The 23195-nt window shown below is 70.9% G+C and carries 19 protein-coding genes and 2 pseudogenes; 10 read left to right on the forward strand and 11 right to left on the reverse strand.

The window, feature by feature from the left end:
• From scpA to TN53_RS36730, 3 genes are all read left to right on the forward strand, one after another.
• A partial coding sequence (scpA, locus tag TN53_RS36720; protein WP_234441789.1) for a methylmalonyl-CoA mutase occupies nucleotides 1-2182 on the forward strand: 2182 nt, incomplete at its 5' end.
• Entirely contained in the window at nucleotides 2179-3156 is a 978-nt protein-coding gene (meaB, locus tag TN53_RS36725; RefSeq protein WP_046263161.1) for a methylmalonyl Co-A mutase-associated GTPase MeaB, read from the forward strand. The genes scpA and meaB, both read left to right, overlap by 4 nt.
• Nucleotides 3157-3270: 114 nt before the next feature.
• Complete coding sequence (locus tag TN53_RS36730) at nucleotides 3271-4395, forward strand: FAD-dependent monooxygenase (protein WP_046263162.1); 1125 nt, start codon at nucleotides 3271-3273, stop codon at nucleotides 4393-4395.
• Between the two features lie 3 nt (nucleotides 4396-4398).
• On the opposite strand, the gene TN53_RS36735 is transcribed toward TN53_RS36730, so the two are convergent.
• The 3 genes from TN53_RS36735 to TN53_RS36745 all read right to left on the reverse strand — a co-directional run bounded on the left by TN53_RS36735 (nucleotide 4399) and on the right by TN53_RS36745 (nucleotide 7018).
• Nucleotides 4399-5094: an alpha/beta fold hydrolase gene (locus tag TN53_RS36735; RefSeq protein WP_046263163.1), complete on the reverse strand. Its 696-nt coding sequence runs from the start codon at nucleotides 5092-5094 to the stop codon at nucleotides 4399-4401.
• Between the two features lie 33 nt (nucleotides 5095-5127).
• Nucleotides 5128-5868 carry a class I SAM-dependent DNA methyltransferase gene (locus tag TN53_RS36740; RefSeq protein WP_046263180.1) on the reverse strand — a complete coding sequence of 247 codons (741 nt, stop codon included), beginning with the start codon at nucleotides 5866-5868 and terminating at the stop codon, nucleotides 5128-5130.
• 97 nt (nucleotides 5869-5965) lie between these two features.
• Nucleotides 5966-7018, reverse strand: a complete 1053-nt coding sequence (locus TN53_RS36745) for a Glu/Leu/Phe/Val dehydrogenase dimerization domain-containing protein (protein WP_046263164.1) — start codon at nucleotides 7016-7018, stop codon at nucleotides 5966-5968.
• A gap of 79 nt (nucleotides 7019-7097) precedes the next feature.
• Here TN53_RS36745 and TN53_RS36750 point away from each other — a divergent pair, with 79 nt between their 5' ends.
• Entirely contained in the window at nucleotides 7098-7571 is a 474-nt protein-coding gene (locus tag TN53_RS36750; protein WP_046263165.1) for an Lrp/AsnC family transcriptional regulator, read from the forward strand.
• A 9-nt stretch (nucleotides 7572-7580) separates the two neighbouring features.
• Here TN53_RS36750 and TN53_RS36755 read toward each other — a convergent pair whose 3' ends face one another.
• Nucleotides 7581-7988 (reverse strand): (2Fe-2S) ferredoxin domain-containing protein, encoded by a 408-nt coding sequence (locus TN53_RS36755; RefSeq protein ID WP_046263166.1) that lies wholly within the window; start codon nucleotides 7986-7988, stop codon nucleotides 7581-7583.
• A gap of 278 nt (nucleotides 7989-8266) precedes the next feature.
• Here TN53_RS36755 and TN53_RS49395 point away from each other — a divergent pair.
• From TN53_RS49395 to TN53_RS36765, 3 genes and pseudogenes are all read left to right on the forward strand, one after another.
• Nucleotides 8267-8371: pseudogene (locus TN53_RS49395) on the forward strand (RICIN domain-containing protein); the annotation flags it as partial.
• 55 nt (nucleotides 8372-8426) lie between these two features.
• Nucleotides 8427-9845, forward strand: a complete 1419-nt coding sequence (locus tag TN53_RS36760) for a family 43 glycosylhydrolase (RefSeq protein WP_046263167.1) — start codon at nucleotides 8427-8429, stop codon at nucleotides 9843-9845.
• Nucleotides 9846-9911: 66 nt separating this feature from the next.
• Entirely contained in the window at nucleotides 9912-10700 is a 789-nt protein-coding gene (locus TN53_RS36765) for a polysaccharide deacetylase family protein (RefSeq protein ID WP_234441790.1), read from the forward strand.
• A 15-nt stretch (nucleotides 10701-10715) separates the two neighbouring features.
• Here TN53_RS36765 and TN53_RS36770 read toward each other — a convergent pair whose 3' ends face one another.
• A complete protein-coding gene (locus tag TN53_RS36770) occupies nucleotides 10716-11930 on the reverse strand; it encodes a cytochrome P450 (RefSeq protein WP_046263169.1) in 1215 nt (404 codons plus the stop codon).
• 115 nt (nucleotides 11931-12045) lie between these two features.
• On the reverse strand, nucleotides 12046-13059 hold the full coding sequence (locus TN53_RS36775; protein WP_046263170.1) for a DUF2278 family protein: 1014 nt from the start codon (nucleotides 13057-13059) through the stop codon (nucleotides 12046-12048).
• Nucleotides 13060-13243: 184 nt separating this feature from the next.
• On the opposite strand from TN53_RS36775, the gene TN53_RS36780 reads away from it, so the two are divergent.
• A complete protein-coding gene (locus tag TN53_RS36780; RefSeq protein ID WP_046263171.1) occupies nucleotides 13244-13684 on the forward strand; it encodes an SRPBCC family protein in 441 nt (146 codons plus the stop codon).
• Nucleotides 13685-13882: 198 nt separating this feature from the next.
• Here the strand turns inward: TN53_RS36780 and TN53_RS36785 are convergent, their stop codons facing one another.
• The 5 genes from TN53_RS36785 to TN53_RS36805 form a co-directional block, all read right to left on the reverse strand.
• Nucleotides 13883-15034: an XdhC family protein gene (locus tag TN53_RS36785; RefSeq protein WP_046263172.1), complete on the reverse strand. Its 1152-nt coding sequence runs from the start codon at nucleotides 15032-15034 to the stop codon at nucleotides 13883-13885.
• A gap of 43 nt (nucleotides 15035-15077) precedes the next feature.
• Nucleotides 15078-16535 (reverse strand): NCS2 family permease, encoded by a 1458-nt coding sequence (locus TN53_RS36790; protein WP_046263173.1) that lies wholly within the window; start codon nucleotides 16533-16535, stop codon nucleotides 15078-15080.
• Between the two features lie 221 nt (nucleotides 16536-16756).
• Nucleotides 16757-19153: a xanthine dehydrogenase family protein molybdopterin-binding subunit gene (locus TN53_RS36795; RefSeq protein ID WP_046263174.1), complete on the reverse strand. Its 2397-nt coding sequence runs from the start codon at nucleotides 19151-19153 to the stop codon at nucleotides 16757-16759.
• A gap of 2 nt (nucleotides 19154-19155) precedes the next feature.
• On the reverse strand, nucleotides 19156-19758 hold the full coding sequence (locus TN53_RS36800; protein ID WP_046263175.1) for a (2Fe-2S)-binding protein: 603 nt from the start codon (nucleotides 19756-19758) through the stop codon (nucleotides 19156-19158).
• A complete protein-coding gene (locus tag TN53_RS36805) occupies nucleotides 19758-20648 on the reverse strand; it encodes an FAD binding domain-containing protein (RefSeq protein WP_046263176.1) in 891 nt (296 codons plus the stop codon). Before TN53_RS36805 ends, TN53_RS36800 begins: the two co-directional genes overlap by 1 nt.
• Before the next feature lie 367 nt (nucleotides 20649-21015).
• Between TN53_RS36805 and TN53_RS36810 the strand changes: the two genes are divergently transcribed.
• Together TN53_RS36810 and TN53_RS36815 are read left to right on the forward strand one after the other, a co-directional pair.
• Nucleotides 21016-22698 (forward strand): PucR family transcriptional regulator, encoded by a 1683-nt coding sequence (locus tag TN53_RS36810; RefSeq protein WP_046263177.1) that lies wholly within the window; start codon nucleotides 21016-21018, stop codon nucleotides 22696-22698.
• A 127-nt stretch (nucleotides 22699-22825) separates the two neighbouring features.
• Nucleotides 22826-23195: pseudogene (locus TN53_RS36815) on the forward strand (hypothetical protein); the annotation flags it as partial.

Raw genomic sequence — 23195 nt, forward strand, 5'->3', positions numbered from 1 at the left:
CCCCACCCCCTCCGTCCCCGACTTCTCAGGGATCGAGCTGGGGTCCCCGGCCCCCGCCGGCGGCACCGACGAGTGGCAGGCCGCGCTCAAGAAGGCGGCCGGCGGCGACGACCTGCTGTGGGAGACCCCGGAGGGCATCCCGGTCAAGCCGCTCTACACCGGGCAGGACCTCGAGGGCCTGGACTTCCTGGACACCCGCCCGGGCGCGGCCCCGTATCTGCGCGGCCCCTACCCGACGATGTACGTCAACCAGCCGTGGACGATCCGCCAGTACGCGGGCTTCTCCACCGCCGAGGAGTCCAACGCCTTCTACCGCCGCAACCTCGCGGCCGGGCAGAAGGGCCTGTCGATCGCCTTCGACCTGCCCACCCACCGCGGTTACGACAGCGACCACCCGCGCGTGACCGGTGACGTCGGCATGGCGGGCGTGGCCATCGACTCCATCTACGACATGCGGCAGCTCTTCGACGGCATCCCGCTGGACAAGATGACGGTGTCGATGACGATGAACGGCGCCGTGCTGCCGGTGCTCGCGCTGTACATCGTGGCGGCGGAGGAACAGGGCGTACCGCCGGAGAAGTTGGCCGGGACCATCCAGAACGACATCCTCAAGGAGTTCATGGTCCGCAACACCTACATCTATCCGCCGTCACCGTCGATGCGGATCATCTCCGACATCTTCGCGTACACCTCGCAGCGGATGCCGCGCTACAACTCCATCTCCATCTCCGGCTACCACATCCAGGAGGCCGGTGCGACGGCCGACCTGGAGCTGGCGTACACCCTCGCCGACGGCGTGGAGTACATCCGGGCCGGCCGTGAAGCGGGCCTGGACGTGGACGCGTTCGCGCCCCGGCTCTCCTTCTTCTGGGCGATCGGCATGAACTTCTTCATGGAGATCGCCAAGCTGCGCGCGGCGCGCCTGCTGTGGGCGAAGCTGGTGAAGCAGTTCGACCCGCAGAACGCCAAGTCGCTGTCCCTGCGCACCCATTCGCAGACCTCGGGCTGGTCGCTGACCGCGCAGGACGTCTTCAACAACGTCACGCGCACCTGCGTCGAGGCGATGGCGGCCACCCAGGGCCACACCCAGTCGCTGCACACCAACGCCCTCGACGAGGCGCTCGCGTTGCCCACGGACTTCTCGGCGCGCATCGCCCGCAACACCCAGCTCCTCATCCAGCAGGAGTCCGGCACGACCCGGGTCATCGACCCGTGGGGCGGCAGCGCGTACGTCGAGAAGCTGACGTACGACCTCGCCCGCAAGGCCTGGCAGCACATCCAGGAGGTCGAGGCGGCCGGCGGCATGGCCAAGGCCATCGACGCGGGCATCCCCAAGCTCCGCATCGAGGAGGCCGCGGCCCGCACCCAGGCCCGTATCGACTCCGGGCGCCAGCCGGTGATCGGTGTCAACAAGTACCGCGTGGAGACCGACGAGCAGATCGACGTCCTCAAGGTCGACAACTCCTCCGTGCGCACCCAGCAGATCGAGAAGCTGCGGCGGCTGCGCGCGGAGCGCGACGAGCGGGCGTGCCAGGACTCACTGGACGCGCTCACCCGGGCGGCCGGCGGCGAGGGCAACCTGCTGGAGCTGGCGGTGAACGCGGCCCGCGCCAAGGCCACCGTCGGGGAGATCTCCGACGCCCTGGAGAAGGTGTACGGGCGGCACGCGAGCCAGATCCGTACGATCTCCGGCGTGTACCGCAACGAAGCCGGCGAGTCCCCGTCCGTGGACCGCACCCGCGCCCTGGTCTCCGACTTCGCCGAGGAGGAGGGGCGCCGGCCGCGCATCCTGGTCGCCAAGATGGGCCAGGACGGCCACGACCGCGGCCAGAAGGTCATCGCCACCGCCTTCGCCGACCTCGGCTTCGACGTCGACGTCGGCCCGCTGTTCCAGACGCCGGCCGAGGTCGCCCGCCAGGCGGTGGAGGCGGACGTGCACATCGTCGGCGTCTCCTCGCTGGCCGCCGGCCACCTCACCCTCGTACCGGCGCTCAAGGAGCAGCTGGCCGAGGAGGGGCGCGAGGACATCATGATCGTGGTCGGCGGGGTCATCCCGCCGCAGGACGTTCCCACCCTCCTGGAGATGGGCGCGGCCGCCGTCTTCCCGCCGGGGACGGTGATCCCGGACGCGGCGTACGACCTGGTCAAGCGACTGTCGGACGACCTCGGGCACGACCTGTGATCGATGTCGACGCGTATGTGAAGGGTGTGCTCGACGGCAAGCGTGCCCTCGTCGCCCGCGCCATCACGCTCGTCGAGTCGACCCGCCCGCGGCACCGGGCGCTGGCCCAGGAGTTGCTCACCGAGCTGCTCCCGCACAGCGGCCGGGCCCGGCGGATCGGCGTCAGCGGGGTGCCCGGGGTGGGCAAGTCGACGTTCATCGACGCGTTCGGCACCCGGCTCACCGGCCTCGGTCACCGGGTCGCGGTCCTCGCCGTCGACCCGTCGTCGACCCGTACGGGCGGCTCCATCCTCGGCGACAAGACCCGGATGGAACGCCTGGCCGTGGACCCGGCGGCGTTCGTGCGCCCCTCCCCCAGCGCGGGCACGCTCGGCGGGGTCGCCAAGGCCACCCGCGAGTCCATGGTCGTGATGGAGGCGGCCGGCTACGACGTGATCCTGGTCGAGACGGTCGGCGTCGGCCAGTCCGAGACCGCCGTGGCCAACATGGTCGACTCCTTCCTGCTCCTCTCCCTCGCCCGTACCGGCGACCAGCTCCAGGGCATCAAGAAGGGCGTCCTGGAGCTGGCCGACGTGATCGCCGTCAACAAGGCGGACGGCCCGCATCAGCGGGACGCGCAGGCCGCGGCCCGGGAGTTGGCCGGTGCGCTGCGGCTGATGCACGGCAAGGACGCGTTCTGGACGCCTCCGGTGCTCAGTTGCAGTGCCCGCGAGTCGACCGGCCTGGACACCGTGTGGGAGCGGCTGGAGCAGCACCGCACACTGCTGGACTCGACCGGGCGGCTCGCCGCCAAACGCCGTGACCAGCAGGTCGACTGGACGTGGAGCATGGTCCGCGACGAACTCCTCGGCCGGCTCCACGCCGATCCCGCGGTACGCGCGCTCGCACCCGGTCTCGAACAGCAGGTCAGAAAGGGCGAGTTGACGGCCACGCTGGCCGCGGAGCGGATTCTCGGGGCGTTCAGGGAGAGCTGACCCCGCCCCACGAGGGGCAGGGCCGACTCGCTTCGGCTCGGCACCAAGAGCCCTGCGGCAGGCTCAACGCCCCTGTTCCGACGTTCAGTTGACCTCGGCGTGTACGGTCGTGGCATGGCGCGCATCCTGGTCATCGGTGGCGGAACAGGCGGTACGGCGACGGCGCTCGCCCTGCACAAGGCGGGTTTCGACGTCGAAGTACACGAGGCGCATCCCGACTCGGCGGAGGATCTGGGCGCGTTCCTCACCCTTGCCGGCAACGGCATGCGGGCGCTCGCGCAGATCGACGCCACCGACGCGGTCACCGCGATCGGCTTCCCGCTGCGCTCGATGCGGCTGCTCGACGCGACGGGCGCCGAGGTGGCAAAGGGCCCGCTCGGCGAGGCGGACGACCCGCTCCTGCGGTTCCGCTGTCTGCGCCGCGGCGACCTCAACTCGGCGCTGCAGAAGGAGGCTTCCCGCCGGGGCGTCCACGTCCGGCACGGCGCACGGCTCGCCTCCGTCGAGGAGGGCCCCGACGGCGTCACCGCCCGCTTCACCGACGGCAGCAGCGCGACGGGCGACCTCCTCATCGGCGCCGACGGCCTCAACTCCACCGTCCGCAAGGCGACAGCGCCCGACGCCCGCCCCGTCTACGCGGCCCAGCGCGTCTTCTACGGCTACACGCGCGACGCCCGACCGCCGGGCGAGGGCGAGCAGTTCACCATGGTGCGGTGCAGCGAGGCCGCCTTCGGGTACACGGTGTCGCCCGGCGGGGAGACCTACTGGTTCGCCCGCGTGACCGACGACCCGCTGACCGCCGAGGAGCTGACCCGCGGCGGATGGCGCGACCCGCTGCTGTCGCTGCTGCGCCAGGACACCGGCCCCGCCGCGGACATCGTGGCGGCCACCACCGGCGATGTGCTGGTCACCAACGCCACCGAGATACCCCCGGGCACCCCCTGGCGCTCCGCGCGGACCCTGCTCGTCGGCGACGCGGCCCACGCCGCCTCCCCGGCGACCGGGCAGGGTGCCTCGATGGCCCTGGAGGACGCCGTCGTGCTCGCCAAGTCCCTGCGCGACACACCGGACACCGACACCGGGCTCGCCCTGTACGAGGCGCTGCGCCGCCCGCGCGTGGAGCACAACACGGTCGTCAGCGGGAGCCTGTCCCGCGGGGGCCGGGGCAGTACCGTCCCCCGGCCCCGGGAGGAGGACCTCCCCCGGCTCCTCGACTGGGACACCGCGGTGTCCGTGTGACCGTCAGATCCAGCCGTCGAGGGACTTCATGAACCCGTCGAAGTCGTCACGGTGGATGGTGTGACCCGCGCCGGTCACCGTACGGACCTCGAAGCCGCTCGCCCGCAGCCGCACCACGTCGTCGGCGCCGACCAGGTGACTGGGGTCGGCGAGCTGGACCAGGGAGGGCACGGCCGGGCGGTCGGGGACGAAGCCGGTGAGCGGGCGGCCGTCGAGGAAGTACGAGGTGTCCGCGTCCCAGTCCGCCAGCGTGGCCGCCTCCACGTCGATGTCCTCGGCCGCCCAGTGGGGGTTGAACCGCGCTATGTGCTCGCGGGTGAGGTTCTTGGCGGACGCGAACGCCTCGGGGTCCAGGGGCTCTTCAGGGTTCCGGGCCGACCAGGCCGGGTCCGAGTAGACCGCTCGCAGGGGTCGTAGCCGCTCCACGGCCAGGGAGAGGCTCAGACCGCCGAGGGAGTGCCCGACGGCCAGGTCGGCCCCCGTCGGCAGCGTGTCGACGAGGTCGTCGGCGAAGTGCCGCGGGCTGTAGTCGCCGCGTGGCGAGCGGCCGTGGCCGCGCAGGTCGACCGCGATGACCCGGTAGCCGTGTCCGGCGAGCGCCGGGCCGACGCGGCGCCAGGTGCGGGAGTCGGACATGATGCCGTGCACGAGCAGGGCGGTTCTGTCGCCGGTGCCCCATTCACGGGTGTGGAGTCGCACATCGGGCCTTTCGTTCCGGTGGGTTCGCCGCGGTCAGCCCGCGGGTTTCTCCCATACGGAAACATGGCCGGCGCTGTCGCTGGTGAAGGGGTCCCCCGTCCACCCTTCCCAGCGTTCGCGCAGCCGCAGTCCGGCGAGCCGTGCCATGAGGTCGAGTTCGGCGGGCCAGACGTAGCGGAAGGGGATCTCGTGGTACGTCCCGCGCCCGTCGACGACGTTCACATGGTGCGAACTCATCCGCTGCGTGGCCACGTCGTAGGTGTCGAACCCCAGTCGCTGCGATCCGACATGGAACGGCACGGCGTTCTGTCCGGGCGGCAGCTTCCGCAGCTCGGGGACCATGACCTCGATGACGAAGGTGCCCCCGGGCGCCAGATGGGCGGCGACGTTGCCGAAGCACGCCACCTGCTCCTCCTGCGTCGTCAGGTTCATGATCGTGTTGAAGACGAGGTAGGCGACGGAGAAGACGCCGTCCACCTTCGTCGTCGCGAAGTCGCCGATCGACACCCCGATCGCGTCGCCGCCGGGCTTGGCTCGCAGCCGTTCGACCATCGCGCGGGACAGGTCGATGCCGTGCACCGGTACGCCGCGCGCGGCCAGGGGGAGCGCGATACGGCCGGTCCCGACGCCGAGTTCGAGCGCCCGGCCGTCGCCGGCCAGTTCCGCGAGGAGGGTGACCGCCGGGTCGATGGTGTCCGGCTGGAACATGTCCGAGGCGGGGTCGTCGTAGGTCGCCGCGATGTTCTCTGCGAAGTAGCCGTCATCGTGATCCACGGACGGACCGTACTTCGGCGGCGGCCCCACGCGCACGTCAATTCGGCCCGGCGCCGAGGCGGTTGCACGTCCGGCAGCTCGCTCTCGGTACGGGCCTTCACCCGGGCCCACAGGCCGACGGGTTCGCCGCCAGGATCCGTCGGGCGGCGAGCGCCTTCGCCTCCCGCAGCGGATTCTCGCCCTTCAGCAGCAGTCGTACGGTGTCGGCGATCCCCTCCACCCGCCGTACGGCGGCGTCATGGTCCAGGCCGTCGCTCTCCCGGGCGAGCGTGTACACGACCCCGCCCGCACTCGCGACGAAGTCCGGCACCCACACGATGCCGCGGGCCGCGAGGGCGTCGGCGACGGTGTCGGCGGTGAGCTGGTTGTTGGCGGGGCCCACGACCAGCCGTACGTCGAGCCGGGCGGCCGTCTCCGGGGTGAGCACTCCCCCGACGGCGGCCGGGACCAGGACGTCCGCCGCCGTGCGGAGCACGTCACCGGGCTCCACCCACCCGAATCCGGAGCGACGGGCGGCGTTCCGTTTGGTGCCGTCCACGTCGCAGACGAGGACGCGGGCGCCGTCCGCCGCGAGACCCGCCGCGACCCGGCTTCCCACGGAACCGAAGCCGCTCACCACGACCGTGCGCCCCGCGAACGACGCCGCCCCGAACACATGCTCCGCGCCCGCGCGCAGGGCGGCCAGCACTCCGATCGCCGTGGGGACACCGGAGTCACCGGTGCCGCCGTGCTCCTCGGGCAGGCAGTAGACGTACGGCGTCGAGCGGCGCAGGGCGACCATGTCCGCGGGCGAGGTGCCGACATCGGGCCCCGAGCGGTACGTCCCGTCGAAGGACGCGATGAACTCGCCCAGGTCGGCCAGCGCGGCCGCACGCAACTCCGGGGCGGGCTCGGCGCGTTCGTCCGCGTCGAGCACGATCACGCTCTTGCCGCCGCCGAAGTCCAGCCCGGACCCGGCGCACTTGTACGTCATCGCCTCGGACAGCCGCAGGGCGTCCGCGAGTCCGTCGCGCCAGCTGTCGTAGCGCCGCATCCGGCAGCCGCCGACGGCGGGGCCGAGGGCACGGGAGTGGATGGCGACGATCAACGGGAGTCCCGAGCGGGGGCCGCGACGGATCTGCACCTCTTCGTGTTCGAGTGTCTGTGTCATGACCCGGACGCTAGGTTCATGTTCCGTCTCACGGGGAACATGCCGAACTTCCTTCGGAATCGGGCATGAGGAGGCGATCGTGGACGCACTTGATACGGCGATCCTGCGGCATCTTCAGGAGGATGCGCGGCAACCGAACCGCGCGATCGCGCAGAAGGTGGGCATCGCCCCGTCCACCTGTCTGGAGCGGATCCGGCTGCTGAGGCGGCGCGGGGTGATCCGGGGCTATCACGCACGGGTGGCGCTGCCGGCGCTCAACCGCGGTGTGCAGGCCATGGTTTCGGCGCAGGTGCGGCCGTTGAACCGGGAGGTGGTGGCTGCGTTCGAGCAGTCGGTGGCCCGGCTGCCGGAGGTGCTGTCCGTGTACACCATGGCGGGCAGTGACGATTTCCTGGTCCACGTCACGGCCCCGGACATCGAGCATCTGCACGCGTTCCTGCTCGAACGGTTCACCGAGCGGCGCGAGGTCGTCGGCTTCCGGACCTCCATCATCTTCCAGCACGTGACCAACCCGGTCCTGGAGCCACTGGCCGAGGTGAACCCGGCGCCCTGAGCGCAAAGTTCAGCGGCGGGAGCGTCGGACTTCGGGGCGGGGCGGCCGTATGAACTGCAGCGTGAGCGTGGCCGGGGGCTCCGCCAGGCCCGGCCCGCCTGCCGCGGCCCAGGTCAGGACGTCGTCCATACAGTCGTCGTCGCCGGACCAGCCGACCCAGGTGGCGCGGCCGCCGCGGCGGCGGCCCTCTCCCGAGGGCTGGACCACGAGGACGTTCGCCTGGTCGCACGGGCCGAGGCAGTCGGTCGTACGGACGGCGAGACGGCCGCCGGACTCCGCGGCGGCGGCCTTCAACCGGTCGAGCTGCCACTGGTGGTCGACGTCGGGATACTTGCTCGCGCTGCCGCAGCAGCAGCCCCGGCACACGACGAGCGTGCAGGGCCGTGAGGCCGCGGCCCCGAACACGACCGGACTCAACTCTGCCCCTCCCCCGTCGGCGCCCGTGCGACACCGTCGGCGATCAAGATGCACACACCACCGCCCGCCTCGCAACTCCGCCCCGGCGATCTCGGGGCCACAGGAGGCTCCTGTGACGAAAGCGTTGACGGGCGCATGCCCCGCTCCTATCTTCTGACCGACATAACGAACTGCGTTCGAAATTACGGACAGGGACGGTCTCGTATGGTTCGAACCCGCCTCGGGAGACGCCGCGGACCTCTGCTGCTCGGCGTGCTGGCCCACCTGCTCGCACTGGTGTCGCCGACGTGGCCGACCGCGGCACCGCGAACGGCACCGACGTGCGCCAGTGGACCTGGCTGAACAACACCTGCCGGCAGTGGCGCCTCGTCCCCAGCACCTGAACCCGCACACTGGAGAACTCCCTTGAGAAACAATGCCGTTCGCCTGCTTCTGGCGATGCTGGTGGCGCTCGCCGCCTGCCTCGTCGGCCCGGGCTCCTCCCCCGCCCAGGCCGCCGTGCCCGACTCCCCCGCCGTGACCTACACCAACCCGATCGCGGAGAAGCGGGCCGACCCGCACATCTACAAACACACCGACGGCTACTACTACTTCACCGCGACAGTCCCCGAGTACGACCGCATCGTGCTGCGCCGGGCGACCACCATCCAGGGCCTGTCGACGGCCTCCGAGGTCACCATCTGGACCAAGCACACCAGCGGGGTGATGGGCGCGCACATCTGGGCGCCGGAGATCCACTTCATCGACGGCAAGTGGTACGTGTACTTCGCCGCCGGGTCCACCAGTGACATATGGGCGATCCGGATGTACGTCCTGGAGGGCACCGGCGCCAATCCGCTCACCGCGACCTGGGCCGAGAAGGGCCAGATCAAGACCACCTGGGAGAGCTTCTCGCTGGATGCGACGACCTTCGTCGTGAACGGTGTGCGCTATCTGGCGTGGGCGCAGCGCAACCCGGCGGAGAACAACAACACCAGCCTGTTCCTGGCGAAGCTGTCCAACCCCTGGACGATCAGCGGGACTCCGGCGGAGTTGTCCCAGCCGACGCTGTCATGGGAGACCGTCGGCTACAAGGTCAACGAGGGGCCGGCGGTGATCCAGCACGGCGGCAAGGTCTTCATGACGTACTCGGCGAGCGCCACCGACGCCAACTACTGCCTGGGGATGCTGACGGCGTCGGCGACCGCCGATCTCACCAACCCGGCCTCCTGGACCAAGGGTTCGGCGCCGGTCTTCCAGACGAGCGCGGCGACCTCGCAGTACGGTCCGGGCCACAACTCCTTCACCGTCTCCGAGGACGGCAAGTCGGACATCCTCGTCTACCACGACCGCAGCTACAAGGACATCAGCGGTGATCCGCTGAACGACCCGAACCGCCGCACCCGGGTGCAGAAGGTGTACTGGAAGTCCGACGGCACCCCCGACTTCGGCATCCCGGTCGCCGACGGTGTCACCCCGCAGCGCCTGTCGTCGTACAACTTCGCGGACCGCTTCGTCCGGCACTGGGAGTACCGGGCCCGTATCGAGGCGAACGTCTCACCGCTCGCCGACTCGCAGTTCCGGGCCGTCACCGGCCTCGCCGGCACCGGCACGGTCTCCCTGGAGTCGGCCAACTTCCCCGGGTACTTCCTGCGGCACAAGGACTTCGAGGTGTGGGTGGAGAAGAACGACGGCACCTCGGCCTTCGCCTCGTCCGCCAGCTTCTACCGACGGGCCGGACTGGCCGACTCGGCGGGGGTCTCCTACGAGTCGTACAACTACGCCGGCCGGTATGTGCGGCACTACAACTACCTGCTGTACGTGCAGGCACTGAGCACCTCCACGGACCGGGCGGACGCCACGTTCTACGCCCAGTAGACGGTCCTGAAGGCGTGATCGAATAGACTATACACTGTATGTATAATCACTGTGTATAGTCCCGGCATGCCTTCTGTGACCAACAAGATGAACAAAACGGGGAACAGGTTCCGAGCGGCGCTGATGTCGGCGGCGGCAGCGTCCTTGGCGCTGTCGCTGACCGGCTGCGGATCGCTCGACACGACCGCGCCCAGCGCCGCCCGGAACCAGGCCGCGGTCACCGCCCAGGCGGCCCGGTTCGGGACCGTCGACTGCCGCGAGGCCAAGTGCGTCGCGCTCACCTTCGACGCCGGGCCCAGCGAGCACTCCGCCCGGCTGCTCGACATCCTCAAGGAGAATCAGGTCCCGGCGACCTTCTTCCTCCTCGGCAAACGGCACATCGAGAAGTACCCGGACCTCGTCACACGCATGGCCGACGAGGGACACGAGATCGCCAGCCACACCTGGGACCACAAGATCCTGACGAAGCTGAAGCCGCAGGAGATACGCGAGGAGCTGGAGCGCCCCAACACGGAGATAGAGCGGCTCACCGGGCAGAGACCGACACTGATGCGCCCGCCGCAGGGCCGGACGAACGACACCGTCCACGACATCTGCCGTGAGCTGGGCATGGCGGAGGTGCTGTGGAGCGTGACCGCCAAGGACTACATGACGAACGACTCCGCGCTGATCCACAAGCGTGTGCTCGACCAGGTGTCCCGCGACGGGATCATCCTGCTCCACGACCTGTACGACGGCACCGTGCCGGCGGTGCCCGGGATCATCGACGCGCTGAAGGCGCGGGGGTATGTGTTCGTGACCGTGCCGCAGTTGCTGGCCCCGGGGAAGGCCGAGCCGGGCAAGGTGTACCGCTGACGCCCTTCGGGGCGTTCACCAGGCCAGGCGCAGGCGGTACGGGGAGCGGTGGATCATCGTGGGCCGCATCTCGACCGGCTGGTCGCCCGCCAGTCGCAGCCCGGGCAGCCGCAGGGTCAACTCCTCCAGAGTGAGCCGGAGTTGCTCACGGGCGAGCTGGGAGCCGGGGCAGCCGTGCACACCGAACCCGAAGGCGACATGGCGGCCCGGAGCGCGGGTGATGTCGAACTCGTCGGCGCGCGGATGGCGGGCGGCGTCCCGGTTGGCGCCGCCGAAGGCCACGAACACCGTTGTCCCGGGCGCGAGTTCGGTCCCGGCGACAGTGACGGGACCGGTGGTGATACGGCGGAACCCCTGCAGGGCGCTGTCGTAGTGGGCGGCCTCCTCGACGGCCGCCGGTATCCGCTCGGGCTCGGCGCACAGCAGCTCCCACTGCGACCGGTGCCGCAGTAGGTGCAGGACCGTCGTCCCGATGAGCGCGGTGGTGGTGAGATGCCCGGCGATCAGCAGGTTCTGAAGGTGGGCGACGAGTTCGTGGCGGTGCTCCAGGGTCAGGTCTCCGGGTTCGGCGAGGGAGCCGACGAGCTCCGTGCACAGGTCCTCGCGGGGCTCGGCATGGCGTTCCCGCACATACCGGTCCAGCGTGTGCTGCATCGCGACGACGTCCTCGGCGGCGGCGACCTGCTCGGCCTCCTCCAGCGGACGGAACAGCAGCTCTTCGGCACGATGGCCGCCGTGCACGACACCGGGCACGTCCTCGGGATCGAGGCCGACGACGCGGCCGATGACGTCGCCGGGAAGCTTTCCGGCGTACGCCGACATCAGCTCGACCTCGCCGTCCTCGGCGAACCCCTCGACCAGGTCGGCGGCGCGCCCGGCGGCGTACGGCAGGACGGCGGCGACCCGCGCCGGCGAGAGCCCGCGGACGATCGGCGCGCGCAGCTCCTGATGCCGGGCGCCGTCGGAGGTGACGACGACGGGCCGCCCGCCGAAGCCGCCGCCGAGGACGGCGAGCGCGGCGGGCGAGGGCAGCACATCCGGGATGAGCGCGTTGGCCGACGAGAAGTCCTCGGGCCGGCGGAGGACTTCTCGCACATCGGCGTCCCGGGCGACCAGCCAGGCGTCCAGCTCGTCGAGGTACGTCAGCCCGTCGGCGTGCCGCGCCCGCTCGTAGTGCGGATAGGGGTCGCGCTGCAACTCATCACGTCTCCCCGGCAGTTCACGGTCCACGGGACGCCCTCCGGCCGCTGGTGGTGCGGGGTCGCGCTCATGGTGCCGTACGGGTGTACGGATGCGATAGACGTCATGACGTCATCGGGCCATGCCTGTCGCCCCGTTCAACCGGTCAGAAGACGACGGACCAACCCTCCCGTGCCGCCTGCTCCTTGGTGTACGAAACGCCGTGCGCCTTGAGTCCCTTGGCGTCGAGGAGGGTGATCTCGCCGCCGTGGTTGCCGAGTCGGGCGCCGTTCGCGCCGAGCGGGACGACGAGACAGGTGGCGGGGGCGAGCGGACCGCCCGGCACCGGGGACTTCTGGCCGAGCCGGTCCCCGATGCGCCAGCCGGTGAGGTCGACGGGGTCGGGCGAGGCGTTGAACAGGGTGACCGTCTCCGCCTCGGGCGCGGGGCCGCGCGGGTTGACGAGCGCCGCGACGATCCGCACGGGCAGGGTGTTCGGCTCGGGCCGGTTGCCCTCGACGTCCTCCAGGGCGTGGCCGGTGACGTCGTCCGTGTGCCAGGACTGGCTCTGGAAGGCGAGGAAGATCGCCACCCAGCGGTTCTGGCCGGGGAAGTGGATGAGGATCCCGCCGTCCTGCCAGACACCGTCGTCGCCACGGAACTTCCGGCTGTTGCCCTGGTTCATGTGGATGTCGTGGATGCCGTTGCCGGGCAGGAAGCCGAACACCTTGTCCTTGACGCGGGGTTCGGGCCCGAAGCGCTCGCCGAAGACGTACAGCCGGGCGTCCGGGTCCGCGACGGCACGCCGTACGTAGTGATCGAGGATGTCGGCCAGGTCGTCGTCGGCGCCGGGGCCGTCCGGGGGCAGGGTGCGCATCTTCGCCGGGTCGAAGAGGTTGCCGCGCACGAAGTCGAGGTTGGGGCCGCCGGGGCCGGGCGGCAGGCTGTTCCACCCACTGCCGAGTCCCGCGAGCCGACCGGTGACCGGGTGCCGGAAGTCCTCGTCGACGAGGTAGAGCAGCTCCGAGGGACGTTCCTGGGACAGGACGTTGACGGCGGCGCGGTAGTGGACGTCCTGATCGTCGGTCAGATGGATCTGGTAGTGCGGGGTGTCGACGGCGCCCTCGCGCCGGGTGTCGACCGCCCGTGTGATCAGTACGCCGTAGGCCTTCAGTGGCATGGTGACCAACTCCCCCTGAGGGCGGGCGGAATGCCCACCCATGGTCGGAATCGTAGGGGTTGCGGGCCATGGTGCGGGGCGGGTTCGCCGGGTGTACGCCCGTCCGACGACCGCTGAGGGGGCCAAGTATGTGAGCCGGATATGTATACGGCGCTGAGCTGGCCGGATTCCCTAAGATCGTCGTGTGGTCAACTTCCTCCTCGAACGCACGGCACCGCTTCCCCCCGACGAGGCCTGGCGCCGCCTCACGCGGTGGCCCCGCCATGGCGAAGTGGTCCCGCTGACCCGCGTCACGGTGGAGACCGCGGGACCGACGGGTGCGGGCACGGTCTTCGTGGCCCGCACGGGGGTCGGCCCGCTCACCTTCGACGACCGCATGGAGGTCACGGTGTGGCGGCCGCCGGCGTCCGGCGCGGCCGGACTGTGCCGACTGGAGAAACGGGGTCGCGTGGTGGCCGGCTGGGCCGAGATCGAGGTCGGTCCCGGGCCGGGCGGGCGCAGTCGGGTGGTGTGGCGGGAGGAGCTGGGGCTCCGGTTTCTGCCGAGGGTGGTCGATCCGGTGGTGCGGCGGGTGGCCGGGTATGTGTTCGGGCGGGCGGTGAACCGGTTGTTGAGGTGGGCGTGACGGGGGCGGGCCCGAGGGTTTTCGCCCCCGCCGCCCCTACCCGTCCCGTCCCTGGGGGCTGCCGCCCCCAGACCCCCGCTTCGGCCCTGAACGGGCCTCGTCCTCAAACGCCGGACGGGCTGAGATGCCTGGAGCGGGGTCGAAGGGGCGGCAGCCCCTGGGGAGGGGAACGGGTAAGGGCGGCGGGGGCGAAGACCCTCAGGCCACCGACCCGATCCGGCCCACCGCAGAAGACGTCGTGTCGTGATGGATCGGCGTATGCGCCCCCGTCAGTGACACCCCGCTTCCCCCACGCCGGTTGGCGACGATCTCCGCCCCGATCGACAGGGCCGTCTCCTCCGGTGTGCGGGCGCCCAGGTCCAGGCCGATGGGGGAACGCAGCCGGGCCAACTCCAGTTCGGCCACGCCGACTTCGCGAAGGCGTTCGTTGCGGTCCAGGTGGGTGCGGCGGGAGCCCATCGCGCCGACGTACGCCACCGGCAGCCGCAGCGCCAGTTGCAGAAGCGGTATGTCGAACTTCGCGTCGTGGGTCAGGACGCACAGGACCGTGCGGGCGTCGACCTCCGTGCGCTCCAGGTACTTGTGGGGCCACTCGACGACTATCTCGTCCGCGTCCGGAAAGCGGGCCGCCGTCGCGAACACCGGGCGCGCGTCGCACACCGTGACGTGGTATCCCAGGAACTTCCCCACCCGCACCAGCGCCGACGCGAAGTCGATCGCACCGAAGACGATCATCCGAGGTGCCGGGACCGAGGACTCGACCAGGACCGTCAGCGGGGCACCGCAGCGGGAGCCCTGCTCGCCGATCTCCAGGGTGCCCGTGCGGCCGGAGTCCAGGAAGGCGCCGGCCCCGGCCGCCACCGTGCGGTCCAGTTCCGGGTGGCCGCCGTAGCCGCCGTCGTACGAGCCGTCCGGGCGGACCAGCAGCACGCGGCCCATCAGGTCCGACGGACCCGAGACGATCCGGGCCATCGCCGCCGCCTCGCCCGAGGAGGCCGCGGCCAGAGCCGCCGTCACCACCGGGCGGACGGGGTCGCCCGCCCGTACCGGCGTGACCAGGATGTCGATGACGCCGCCGCAGGTCAGACCGACCGCGAAGGCGTCGTCGTCGCTGTAGCCGAAGCGCTCCAGGACCGTCTCGCCGTCCTGAAGCGCCTGTTGGCACAGCTCGTACACCGCGCCCTCCACACAACCGCCGGAGACCGAGCCGATCGCCGTGCCGTCGGCGTCCACCGCGAGCGCGGCGCCGGGCCTGCGAGGGGCGCTGCCGCCGACGGCCACCACGGTGGCCACGGCGAAGTCGCGTCCCTGCTCGACCCACCGGTGCAGCTCTTCGGCGATGTCCAGCATCTCTCGGTCTCCTTCACAACAGCGGTCGTATGCAACAGAGCGGCTAGTGCACGCCCATCCAGCTCTCAATGGGACTGAGGGCGAAATAGACGAAGAAGATCACTGTCAGGGCCCACATGAAGGCCCCGATCTCCCGCGCCTTGCCCTGGGCGACCTTGATCGCGACGTACGAGATGACGCCCGCGGCGACGCCCGCCGTGATCGAGTACGTGAACGGCATGATGACGACGGTCAGGAAGACCGGGATCGCCGTCGCACGGTCCCCCCAGTCGACGTGCCGCGCGTTCATCATCATCATCGCGCCGATGACCACCAGGGCCGCCGCCGCGACCTCGCCCGGGACGATCGCCGTCAGCGGGGTGAAGAACAGACAGGCCGCGAAGAACAGGCCGGTGACGACCGAGGAGAGGCCCGTGCGGGCTCCCTCGCCCACGCCCGTCGCCGACTCCACGAACACCGTCTGGCCCGAGGCACCGGCGACGCCGCCGATCGCGCCGCCGGCACCGTCGATGAAGAGGGCCTTCGACAGGCCCGGCATCCGGCCCTGCTCGTCGGCCAGCTCGGCCTCCGTGCCGACGCCGATGATGGTGGCCATCGCGTCGAAGAAGCCGGCCAGGACGAGCGTGAAGACGATCATGCCGACCGTCATCGCGCCCACCTCGCCCCAGCCGCCGAACTCGACGTTGCCGAAGATCGAGAAGTCCGGCATCGAGACCGCGCTGCCGTGCAGTTCGGGAGCGCCGCTCGCCCACTGCTCGGGGTCGATGACGTCGAGGGCGTTGAGCACCACGGCCAGGACGGTGCCGCCGACGATGCCGAGCAGGATCGCGCCGGGGACACCCCGCGCCTGGAGCATGAAGATCGCGAGCAGGGTCGCCGCGAACAACAGCACCGGCCAGCCCGCGAGTTCGCCCGCCGGGCCGAGCGTCACCGGGGTCGCCTCGCCCTGGTGCACGAAGCCGGCCTTGTAGAAGCCGATCAGGGCGACGAAGAGGCCGATGCCCATGGTGATCGCGTGCTTGAGGGCCAGCGGGATCGCGTTCATGATCATCTCGCGGAGGCCGGTGACGACCAGCAGCATGATGACCACGCCGTACATCACGCACATGCCCATGGCCTGCGGCCAGGTCATCACGGGGGCGACCTGGGAGGCCAGGACGCCGGAGACGGAGAGGCCGGCGGCGAGGGCGAGCGGCACCTTGCCGAAGAAGCCCATCAGCAGCGTGGAGAAGGCCGCCGCGAACGCGGTCGCGGTGATGAGGGCCTTCTGGGCGAGCGTGTCCCCCGCCGCGTCCTTCCCGGACAGGATCAGGGGGTTGAGCAGCAGGATGTACGCCATCGCCATGAAGGTCGTCGTACCGCCGCGCACCTCGCGCGCGACCGTGGATCCCCGCTTGGATATGTGAAAGTACCGGTCGAGCCAAGACCGTCCGGCCGGGACGCGGGTGCCTTCTCCCGCGTCGTCGGCAACGGTCTTCGGCTCCAGTGACTGCTGGGTCATGTGGGCCTACTCCCAAGGTTCACAGGGGCACCCGTACCAACCGCTGTCGCGGCTACGGGATTTGGGAAGGTGCTTCGGCCGCACGACCCGGGGGACGGCCCGAGACGAACGATCAGATCTGGTACTGGGACGTGCTTCAGGTGCCGCGAGCGGTGCGGGACCTGGTGCTCCGGGCGGCGCGGTGAAGTGTGACGTTCCCGCGCGCCGCCCGGAGAGCTTTGCTACGCCGTTCCCGTGAGGTGTTCGGGACGTACCGGCGTGCGGTCGAGCTCCAGCCCGGTCGCGTTCCGGATCGCCGCGAGGACGGCCGGGGTGGACGACAGGGTGGGGGCCTCGCCGATGCCACGGAGCCCGTAGGGGGCGTGGTCGTCGGCGAGTTCGAGCACGTCGACGGGGATGGTCGGCGTGTCGAGGATGGTGGGGAGGAGGTAGTCCGTGAAGGAGGGGTTCTTGACCTTCGCGGTCTTGGGGTCGACGACGATCTCCTCCATGACGGCGATGCCCATGCCCTGGAGCGTGCCGCCCTGGATCTGGCCGACGACCGACAGCGGGTTGAGCGCCTTGCCGACGTCCTGGGCGCAGGCCAGCTCGATCACCTTGACCAGGCCGAGCTCGGTGTCGACCTCGACGACGGCACGGTGGGCGGCGAAGGAGTACTGGACGTGGCCGAAGCCCTGTCCGGTACGCAGGTCGAAGGCCTCGGTCGGACGATGCCGCCACTCCGCCTCGACCTCGACGCTCTCGACTTCGAGCACGTCGACCAGGTCCGCGAGGACCTCGCCGCCGTCGGTGACGACCTTGCCGCCCTCCAGGAGCAGCTCGGCGGTGGCCCAGGCGGGGTGGTACGAGCCGAACTTGCGGCGGCCGATCTCCAGGACCTTCTCCCGGACCAGCTCGCAGGAGTTCTTGACGGCGCCTCCGGTGACGTACGTCTGACGCGACGCGGACGTCGAACCGGCGCTGCCCACCTGTGTGTCGGCCGGGTGGATGGTCACCTGCGTGACCCCCAGCTCGGTGCGGGCGATCTGCGCGTGGACGGTGACACCGCCCTGGCCGACCTCCGCCATCGCGGTGTGCACGGTCGCGACCGGCTCGCCGGCGATGACCTCCATGCGCACCTTGGCGGTGGAGTAGTCGTCGAAGCCCTCGGAGAAGCCGACGTTCTTGATGCCGACCGCGTAGCCGACGCCGCGGACGACGCCTTCGCCGTGCGTGGTGTTGGACAGGCCGCCCGGCAGCTGGCGTACGTCGGCGGCCTCGCCGGCCGCGAGCCACTGCTGCTCCGGCGGCATCGGCATCGCCTTGACGCGGCGCAGGAGTTCGGCGACCGGGGCGGGCGAGTCGACCGGCTGCCCGGTCGGCATGATCGTGCCCTGCTCCATCGCGTTGAGCTGACGGAACTCCACCCGGTCCATGCCGACCGCGTCGGCCAGCTTGTCCATCTGCGCCTCGTAGGCGAAGCACGCCTGGACCGCGCCGAAGCCGCGCATGGCGCCGCAGGGCGGGTTGTTGGAGTAGAGGGCGATGGCCTCGATGTCGACGTCGTCGACCACGTACGGGCCGATCGACAGCGAGGAGGCGTTGCCGACGACCGCCGGGGAGGCGGAGGCGTACGCACCACCGTCGAGCACGATGCGGCACTTGACGTGGGTCAACTTGCCCTCGCGGGTGGCCCCGTGCTCGTAGTGGAGCTTCGCCGGGTGGCGGTGGACGTGCCCGAAGAAGGACTCGAAGCGGTTGTAGACGATCTTTACGGGCTTGCCCGTCCGCATCGCCAGCAGACAGGCGTGGATCTGCATCGAGAGATCCTCGCGGCCGCCGAAGGCGCCGCCGACGCCCGAGAGCGTCATCCGGACCTTGCTCTCGGGCAGGCCGAGGACCGGGGCGATCTGCTTGAGGTCGCTGTGCAGCCACTGGGTGGCGATGTAGAGATGGACGCCGCCGTCCTCGTCCGGCACCGCGAGACCCGACTCGGGGCCGAGGAAGGCCTGGTCCTGCATGCCGAAGGTGTACTCGCCCTTGACGACGAAGTCGGCGCGCTCGGCGGCCGCTGCGGCGTCGCCGCGCAGGATCGGCTGGCGGTGCACGATGTTCGGGTGCGGGACATGGCCGATGTGGTGGTCGTCGCGGCCCTCGTGGACGAGGATCGCGTCCGGCGCGGTCGCGGAGGCCTCGTCGGTGATGACGGGCAGTTCGCGGTACTCGACCTTGATCTTGGCGGCCGCGCGGCGCGCGGTCTCCGGGTGGTCGGCGGCGACGATCGCGACCGGCTCGCCGTGGTGGCGGACCTTGCCGTGCGCGAGCACCGGGGTGTCCTGGATCTCCAGTCCGTAGTTGCGTACGTCCGTCGGCAGGTCGTCGTACGTCATGACGGCGTAGACGCCCGCCGTCGCGAGGGCCTCGCTCGTGTCGATCGACACGATCTCGGCGTGCGCGACGGTGGAGCGCAGGATCTGGCCCCAGAGCATGTCCTCGTGCCACATGTCGGACGAGTACGCGAACTCGCCGGTGACCTTGAGGGTGCCGTCCGGGCGGAGCGTGGACTCGCCGATGCCGCCCTTGGTCTGCGAACCCTGGGTGATCTTGGTGGGCGCGCCGCTGGTGGGTTTCGTGGGCATGGTCAGACCGCCTCTCCCTGCCGGGCGGCCGCGAGGCGGACCGCGTCCATGATCTTCTCGTAGCCGGTGCAGCGGCACAGGTTGCCCGACAGGGCCTCGCGGATGTCCGCGTCGGTCGGGTTGGGGTTGCGCTCCAGCATCTCGTCGGCGGCGACCAGCAGACCCGGGGTGCAGAAGCCGCACTGGACGGCGCCGGCGTCGATGAACGCCTGCTGGATCGGGGAGAGTTCGGTGCCCTCACCGGTCTGCGAGTCCTGGCCCTTGGCCGCCCATCGCCGGGCGTCCTGGACGGACGTGCCCGACTCACCCGGCGTACCGCAGGCACCGGAGGCGCAACCGCCGTGCTCGGCGCGCTGCTTGGCGAAGTCCGCCAGGCCCTCGACGGTGACGACCTCGCGGCCCTCGACCTGACCGGCGGCGACCAGACACGAACACACCGGCACGCCGTCCAGCCGGACCGTGCAGGAACCGCACTCGCCCTGCTCGCAGGCGTTCTTGGAGCCGGGCAGGCCCAGGCGCTCGCGCAGGACGTAGAGCAGGCTTTCGCCCTCCCAGACGTCGTCGGCTTCCTGCGGGCGGCCGTTGACCGTGAAATTGACGCGCATTACGCGACTCCCTCCGTGCTGGCGGCGGTGCCGCGGTACGACTCCCACGCCCAGGTCAGCGTGCGGCGGGCCATGATGCCGACCGCGTGGCGGCGGTAGCTCGCCGTGCCCCGGACGTCGTCGATCGGGTTGCAGGCGCCGGAGCACAGGTCCGCGAACTGCTTGGCGACCGACGGGGTGATGATCTTTCCGTTGTCCCAGAAGCCGCCCTCCGCGAGCGCCGCGTTCAGGAACTCCTCCGCGGCCTTGGCCCGGACGGGGGTGGGCGCCGCCGAACCGATGCCGGTGCGGACGGTGCGGGTCTCGGGGTGCAGCGCGAGGCCGAAGGCGCACACGGCGATGACCATGGCGTTGCGCGTACCGACCTTCGAGTACTGCTGCGGGCCGTCGGCCTTCTTGATGTGGACCGCGCGGATCAGCTCGTCGGCGGCGAGCGCGTTGCGCTTCACGCCGGTGTAGAACGCGTCGATCGGGATCAGGCGCGAGCCGCGCACCGACTCGACCTCGACCTCGGCGCCGGCCGCCAGCAGGGCGGGGTGGGCGTCGCCGGCCGGGGAGGCGGTGCCGAGGTTGCCGCCGACGCCGCCGCGGTTGCGGATCTGCGGGGAGGCGACCGTGTGCGAGGCGAGCGCCAGGCCCGGCAGCTCGCCGCGCAGGTTCTCCATGATCGCGGTGTACGGGACGGAGGCACCCAGCCGGACACTCTCCTCGCCGACCTCCCAGTCGGTGAGGTCGGTGATCCGGTTCAGGTCGAGCAGGTACTCGGGCCGCCGGTGGTCGAAGTTGATCTCGACCATCACATCGGTGCCGCCCGCAATGGGCACAGCGGTGGGGTGCTCGGCCTTGGCGGCGAGCGCCTCCTCCCAGCTGGCGGGGCGAAGGAAGTCCATGACCGGCTCTCTTCTGCGTCTCGTGGGTCGTACGGAATCGAGCCAAACCGTGTGCGGCGGGACCGGCTCGTTCATGTGCTGTTTACGCGGAGTGGGCTCAGTACACAGCGGTGTGCTCCGACGGGGTCAGTCACGGAAACTCTGAAGGAGTTGGCTGGTCGGGGCAGGCATCTTGTAGATTCGTATGAACGGGGGCCCTCAGTAACCTCCCTGTTTTCCTGTGGAAACGCGCGACACGGCGGGCGTGACCTGGGACACAGCCCGGAAGACCGGGAGACGTGCCCTCGGCCCACCTGGCGGGCCTCTGTCACCACAAGACCCTCAAAGTTCATCGTAGATTTCGAGACAAAGATCGGCGGCGACGAGAATGCGGCTGCGCGCACTGCTGGACACCGACGCGCTGGGCCTGCGGCTGCTCGGCGGCGAGGACGAGCTGGATCGCACCGTGCGGGGTGTGATGACCACCGACCTCCGGGACCCGAGCCGCTATCTCTCGGGCGGGGAGCTGGTTCTGACGGGCCTGGCCTGGCGCCGGGACGCCGAGGACTCCGACGCGTTCGTACGGATCCTGGTGCAGGCCGGGGTGGCCGCGCTGGCCGCCGGTGAGGCCGAGCTGGGCAATGTGCCGGAGGACCTGGTGCTGGCCTGTGCCCGCAACCGGCTGCCGCTGTTCGCGGTGCACGAGTCGGTGGCGTTCGCGACGATCACCGAGCATGTCGTACGGCAGGTGTCCGGCGAGCGCGCCGGGGACCTCGCGGCGGTCGTGGACCGGCACCGCCGGATGATGACCTCGGGCCCGGCGGGCGGCGGCCCGGACGTGGTCCTGGACCTGCTGGGCTCGGACCTGGACCTGCGGGCGTGGGTGCTGTCGCCGACCGGGCGGCTGATCGCGGGCTCGAAGACCACGGGCCCGGCACTGCCCGCCGACATCTGCGCCAAGCTCGCCGCCGAGCACCTGGCGGCCGCCCGCACGGGCCGCCGCGGACCGCACCGGCTGCCGCTCGGCTCGACGACGTACTCGCTCTTCCCGGTCCGCAGCAGCGGCCGCTCCCCGCAGGGCTCGCGGGACGTGCGCGAGACGGTCCTGTCGGACTGGCTGCTGGCCGTCGAGGCGGATGCCGGGGACTGGCCCGAGGAGCGCCTGGACCTGCTCCAGGGCGTCACCCAGCTGATCTCGGTCGAACGGGACCGCAGGGACGCGGCGCGCACGGTCCGCCGCCGTCTGGCCCAGGAGGTGCTGGAACTGGTCCAGACGGGTGCCGCGCCCGCCGAGATCGCCGCGCGCCTCAGGGTCGCCGCGCCGGTGCTGCTGCCCGGGCTCGGGGCGGCCCCGCACTGGCAGGTCGTCGTGGCCCGCGTCGAGTGGGACGGCGGGAACGCCGGGGAAATCGAGAGCGGCGCGGTCGCCCAGTCGCTGCTCGAGGAGATCCTGGTCGACCCGCTGTCCGCCGGGCCCGAGCACTCCGACCGCATCGCCGTGGCCCACACGGGTGACGAGGCCATCGCGCTCGTCCCGCTGCCGGCCGTGTCGAGGGAGCACGACGGCTCGGAGGCGGGGATCCTCGCCGATGTGCTCCTGGAGTCCGTACGGGACCCCCTCGCCGCCGGTCTGGACGACGACGGCCGGGTCACACTGGGCGTCAGCGCGGCCGTGCACTCGGCGGAGGGGTTGCGGGGCGCGCTGGAGGAGGCGCGGCACGCCCGACGGGTGGCGGCGGCGCGGCTGGGCCGGGTGTGTGCGGCGGGCCACCAGGAACTGGCCTCGCACGTCCTCCTGCTCCCCTTCGTGCCGGACGACGTGCGCAGAGCCTTCACCGCGCGGCTGCTGGACCCGCTGCGCGACTACGACCGCCGCCACCGCGCGGAACTGATCCCGACCCTCGAGGCCTTCCTCGACTGCGACGGTTCGTGGACGCGGTGCGCGACCCGTCTCCACCTGCACGTCAACACGCTGCGCTACCGGGTGGGGCGAATCGAGCAGTTGACGAGTCGTGACCTGTCGAGGCTGGAGGACAAGCTGGATTTCTTCCTGGCACTGCGGATGAGCTGAAACCTGGCGGGGCCAGGGAACCCACGACTTTGTGAAATCCTTCACCCACCCCCTTGGCCGGGCCACGGAATTCGTGCTGAGATGCGGCCACCACTCAACAGCTCAATGGTGTGCCGGGGAGGGCGAGGTGGCGTATACCGCCATGTCTGGTAACGGAACGACCCCTGACGATCCACTCCAGACCGCGGTATGGCGGCTGCGCTCCCGCGCGTGCTGGGTCGACGCGGCGGCGCTGCTCCAGCCGGTGGAGGCGGGATTCGCGCTGCAACGGGCGTCCTTGCTGGTCGAGCGATGTCTCTACACCGAGCAGGGATGGCAGGAGGCCGAGGACGCGCTGCGGACCGCGGAGGCGCTGGCCCACACCGACGAGGAGCGGGGTGCGGCCGCTTGTGAACGCGGGCATCTTGCGTATGCCGCCACGCTGCACGGGGTGCGGGACCGGGCCGACGAGGCGCGGGCGGCGTTGGGGCGGGCGGCGGCGTTGATCCCTCCGGGGG

The sequence above is a fragment of the Streptomyces sp. WM6386 genome (genome assembly GCF_000972385.1).
GTDB lineage: Bacteria > Actinomycetota > Actinomycetes > Streptomycetales > Streptomycetaceae > Streptomyces.

What these genes read in the sequence shown, in the direction of transcription:
- TN53_RS36805 (WP_046263176.1), bottom strand. Translation starts at nt 20,648, where the DNA reads ATGGACTTCCTTCGCCCCGCCAGCTGGGAGGAGGCGCTCGCCGCCAAG.
- TN53_RS36785 (WP_046263172.1), bottom strand. Translation starts at nt 15,034, where the DNA reads ATGCTGGACATCGCCGAAGAGCTGCACCGGTGGGTCGAGCAGGGACGC.
- TN53_RS36775 (WP_046263170.1), bottom strand. Translation starts at nt 13,059, where the DNA reads ATGCCACTGAAGGCCTACGGCGTACTGATCACACGGGCGGTCGACACC.
- TN53_RS36790 (WP_046263173.1), bottom strand. Translation starts at nt 16,535, where the DNA reads ATGACCCAGCAGTCACTGGAGCCGAAGACCGTTGCCGACGACGCGGGA.
- TN53_RS36810 (WP_046263177.1), top strand. Translation starts at nt 21,016, where the DNA reads ATGCGGCTGCGCGCACTGCTGGACACCGACGCGCTGGGCCTGCGGCTG.
- TN53_RS36765 (WP_234441790.1), top strand. Translation starts at nt 9,912, where the DNA reads ATGCCTTCTGTGACCAACAAGATGAACAAAACGGGGAACAGGTTCCGA.
- TN53_RS36795 (WP_046263174.1), bottom strand. Translation starts at nt 19,153, where the DNA reads ATGCCCACGAAACCCACCAGCGGCGCGCCCACCAAGATCACCCAGGGT.
- TN53_RS36730 (WP_046263162.1), top strand. Translation starts at nt 3,271, where the DNA reads ATGGCGCGCATCCTGGTCATCGGTGGCGGAACAGGCGGTACGGCGACG.
- TN53_RS36760 (WP_046263167.1), top strand. Translation starts at nt 8,427, where the DNA reads ATGCTGGTGGCGCTCGCCGCCTGCCTCGTCGGCCCGGGCTCCTCCCCC.
- TN53_RS36745 (WP_046263164.1), bottom strand. Translation starts at nt 7,018, where the DNA reads ATGACACAGACACTCGAACACGAAGAGGTGCAGATCCGTCGCGGCCCC.
- TN53_RS36800 (WP_046263175.1), bottom strand. Translation starts at nt 19,758, where the DNA reads ATGCGCGTCAATTTCACGGTCAACGGCCGCCCGCAGGAAGCCGACGAC.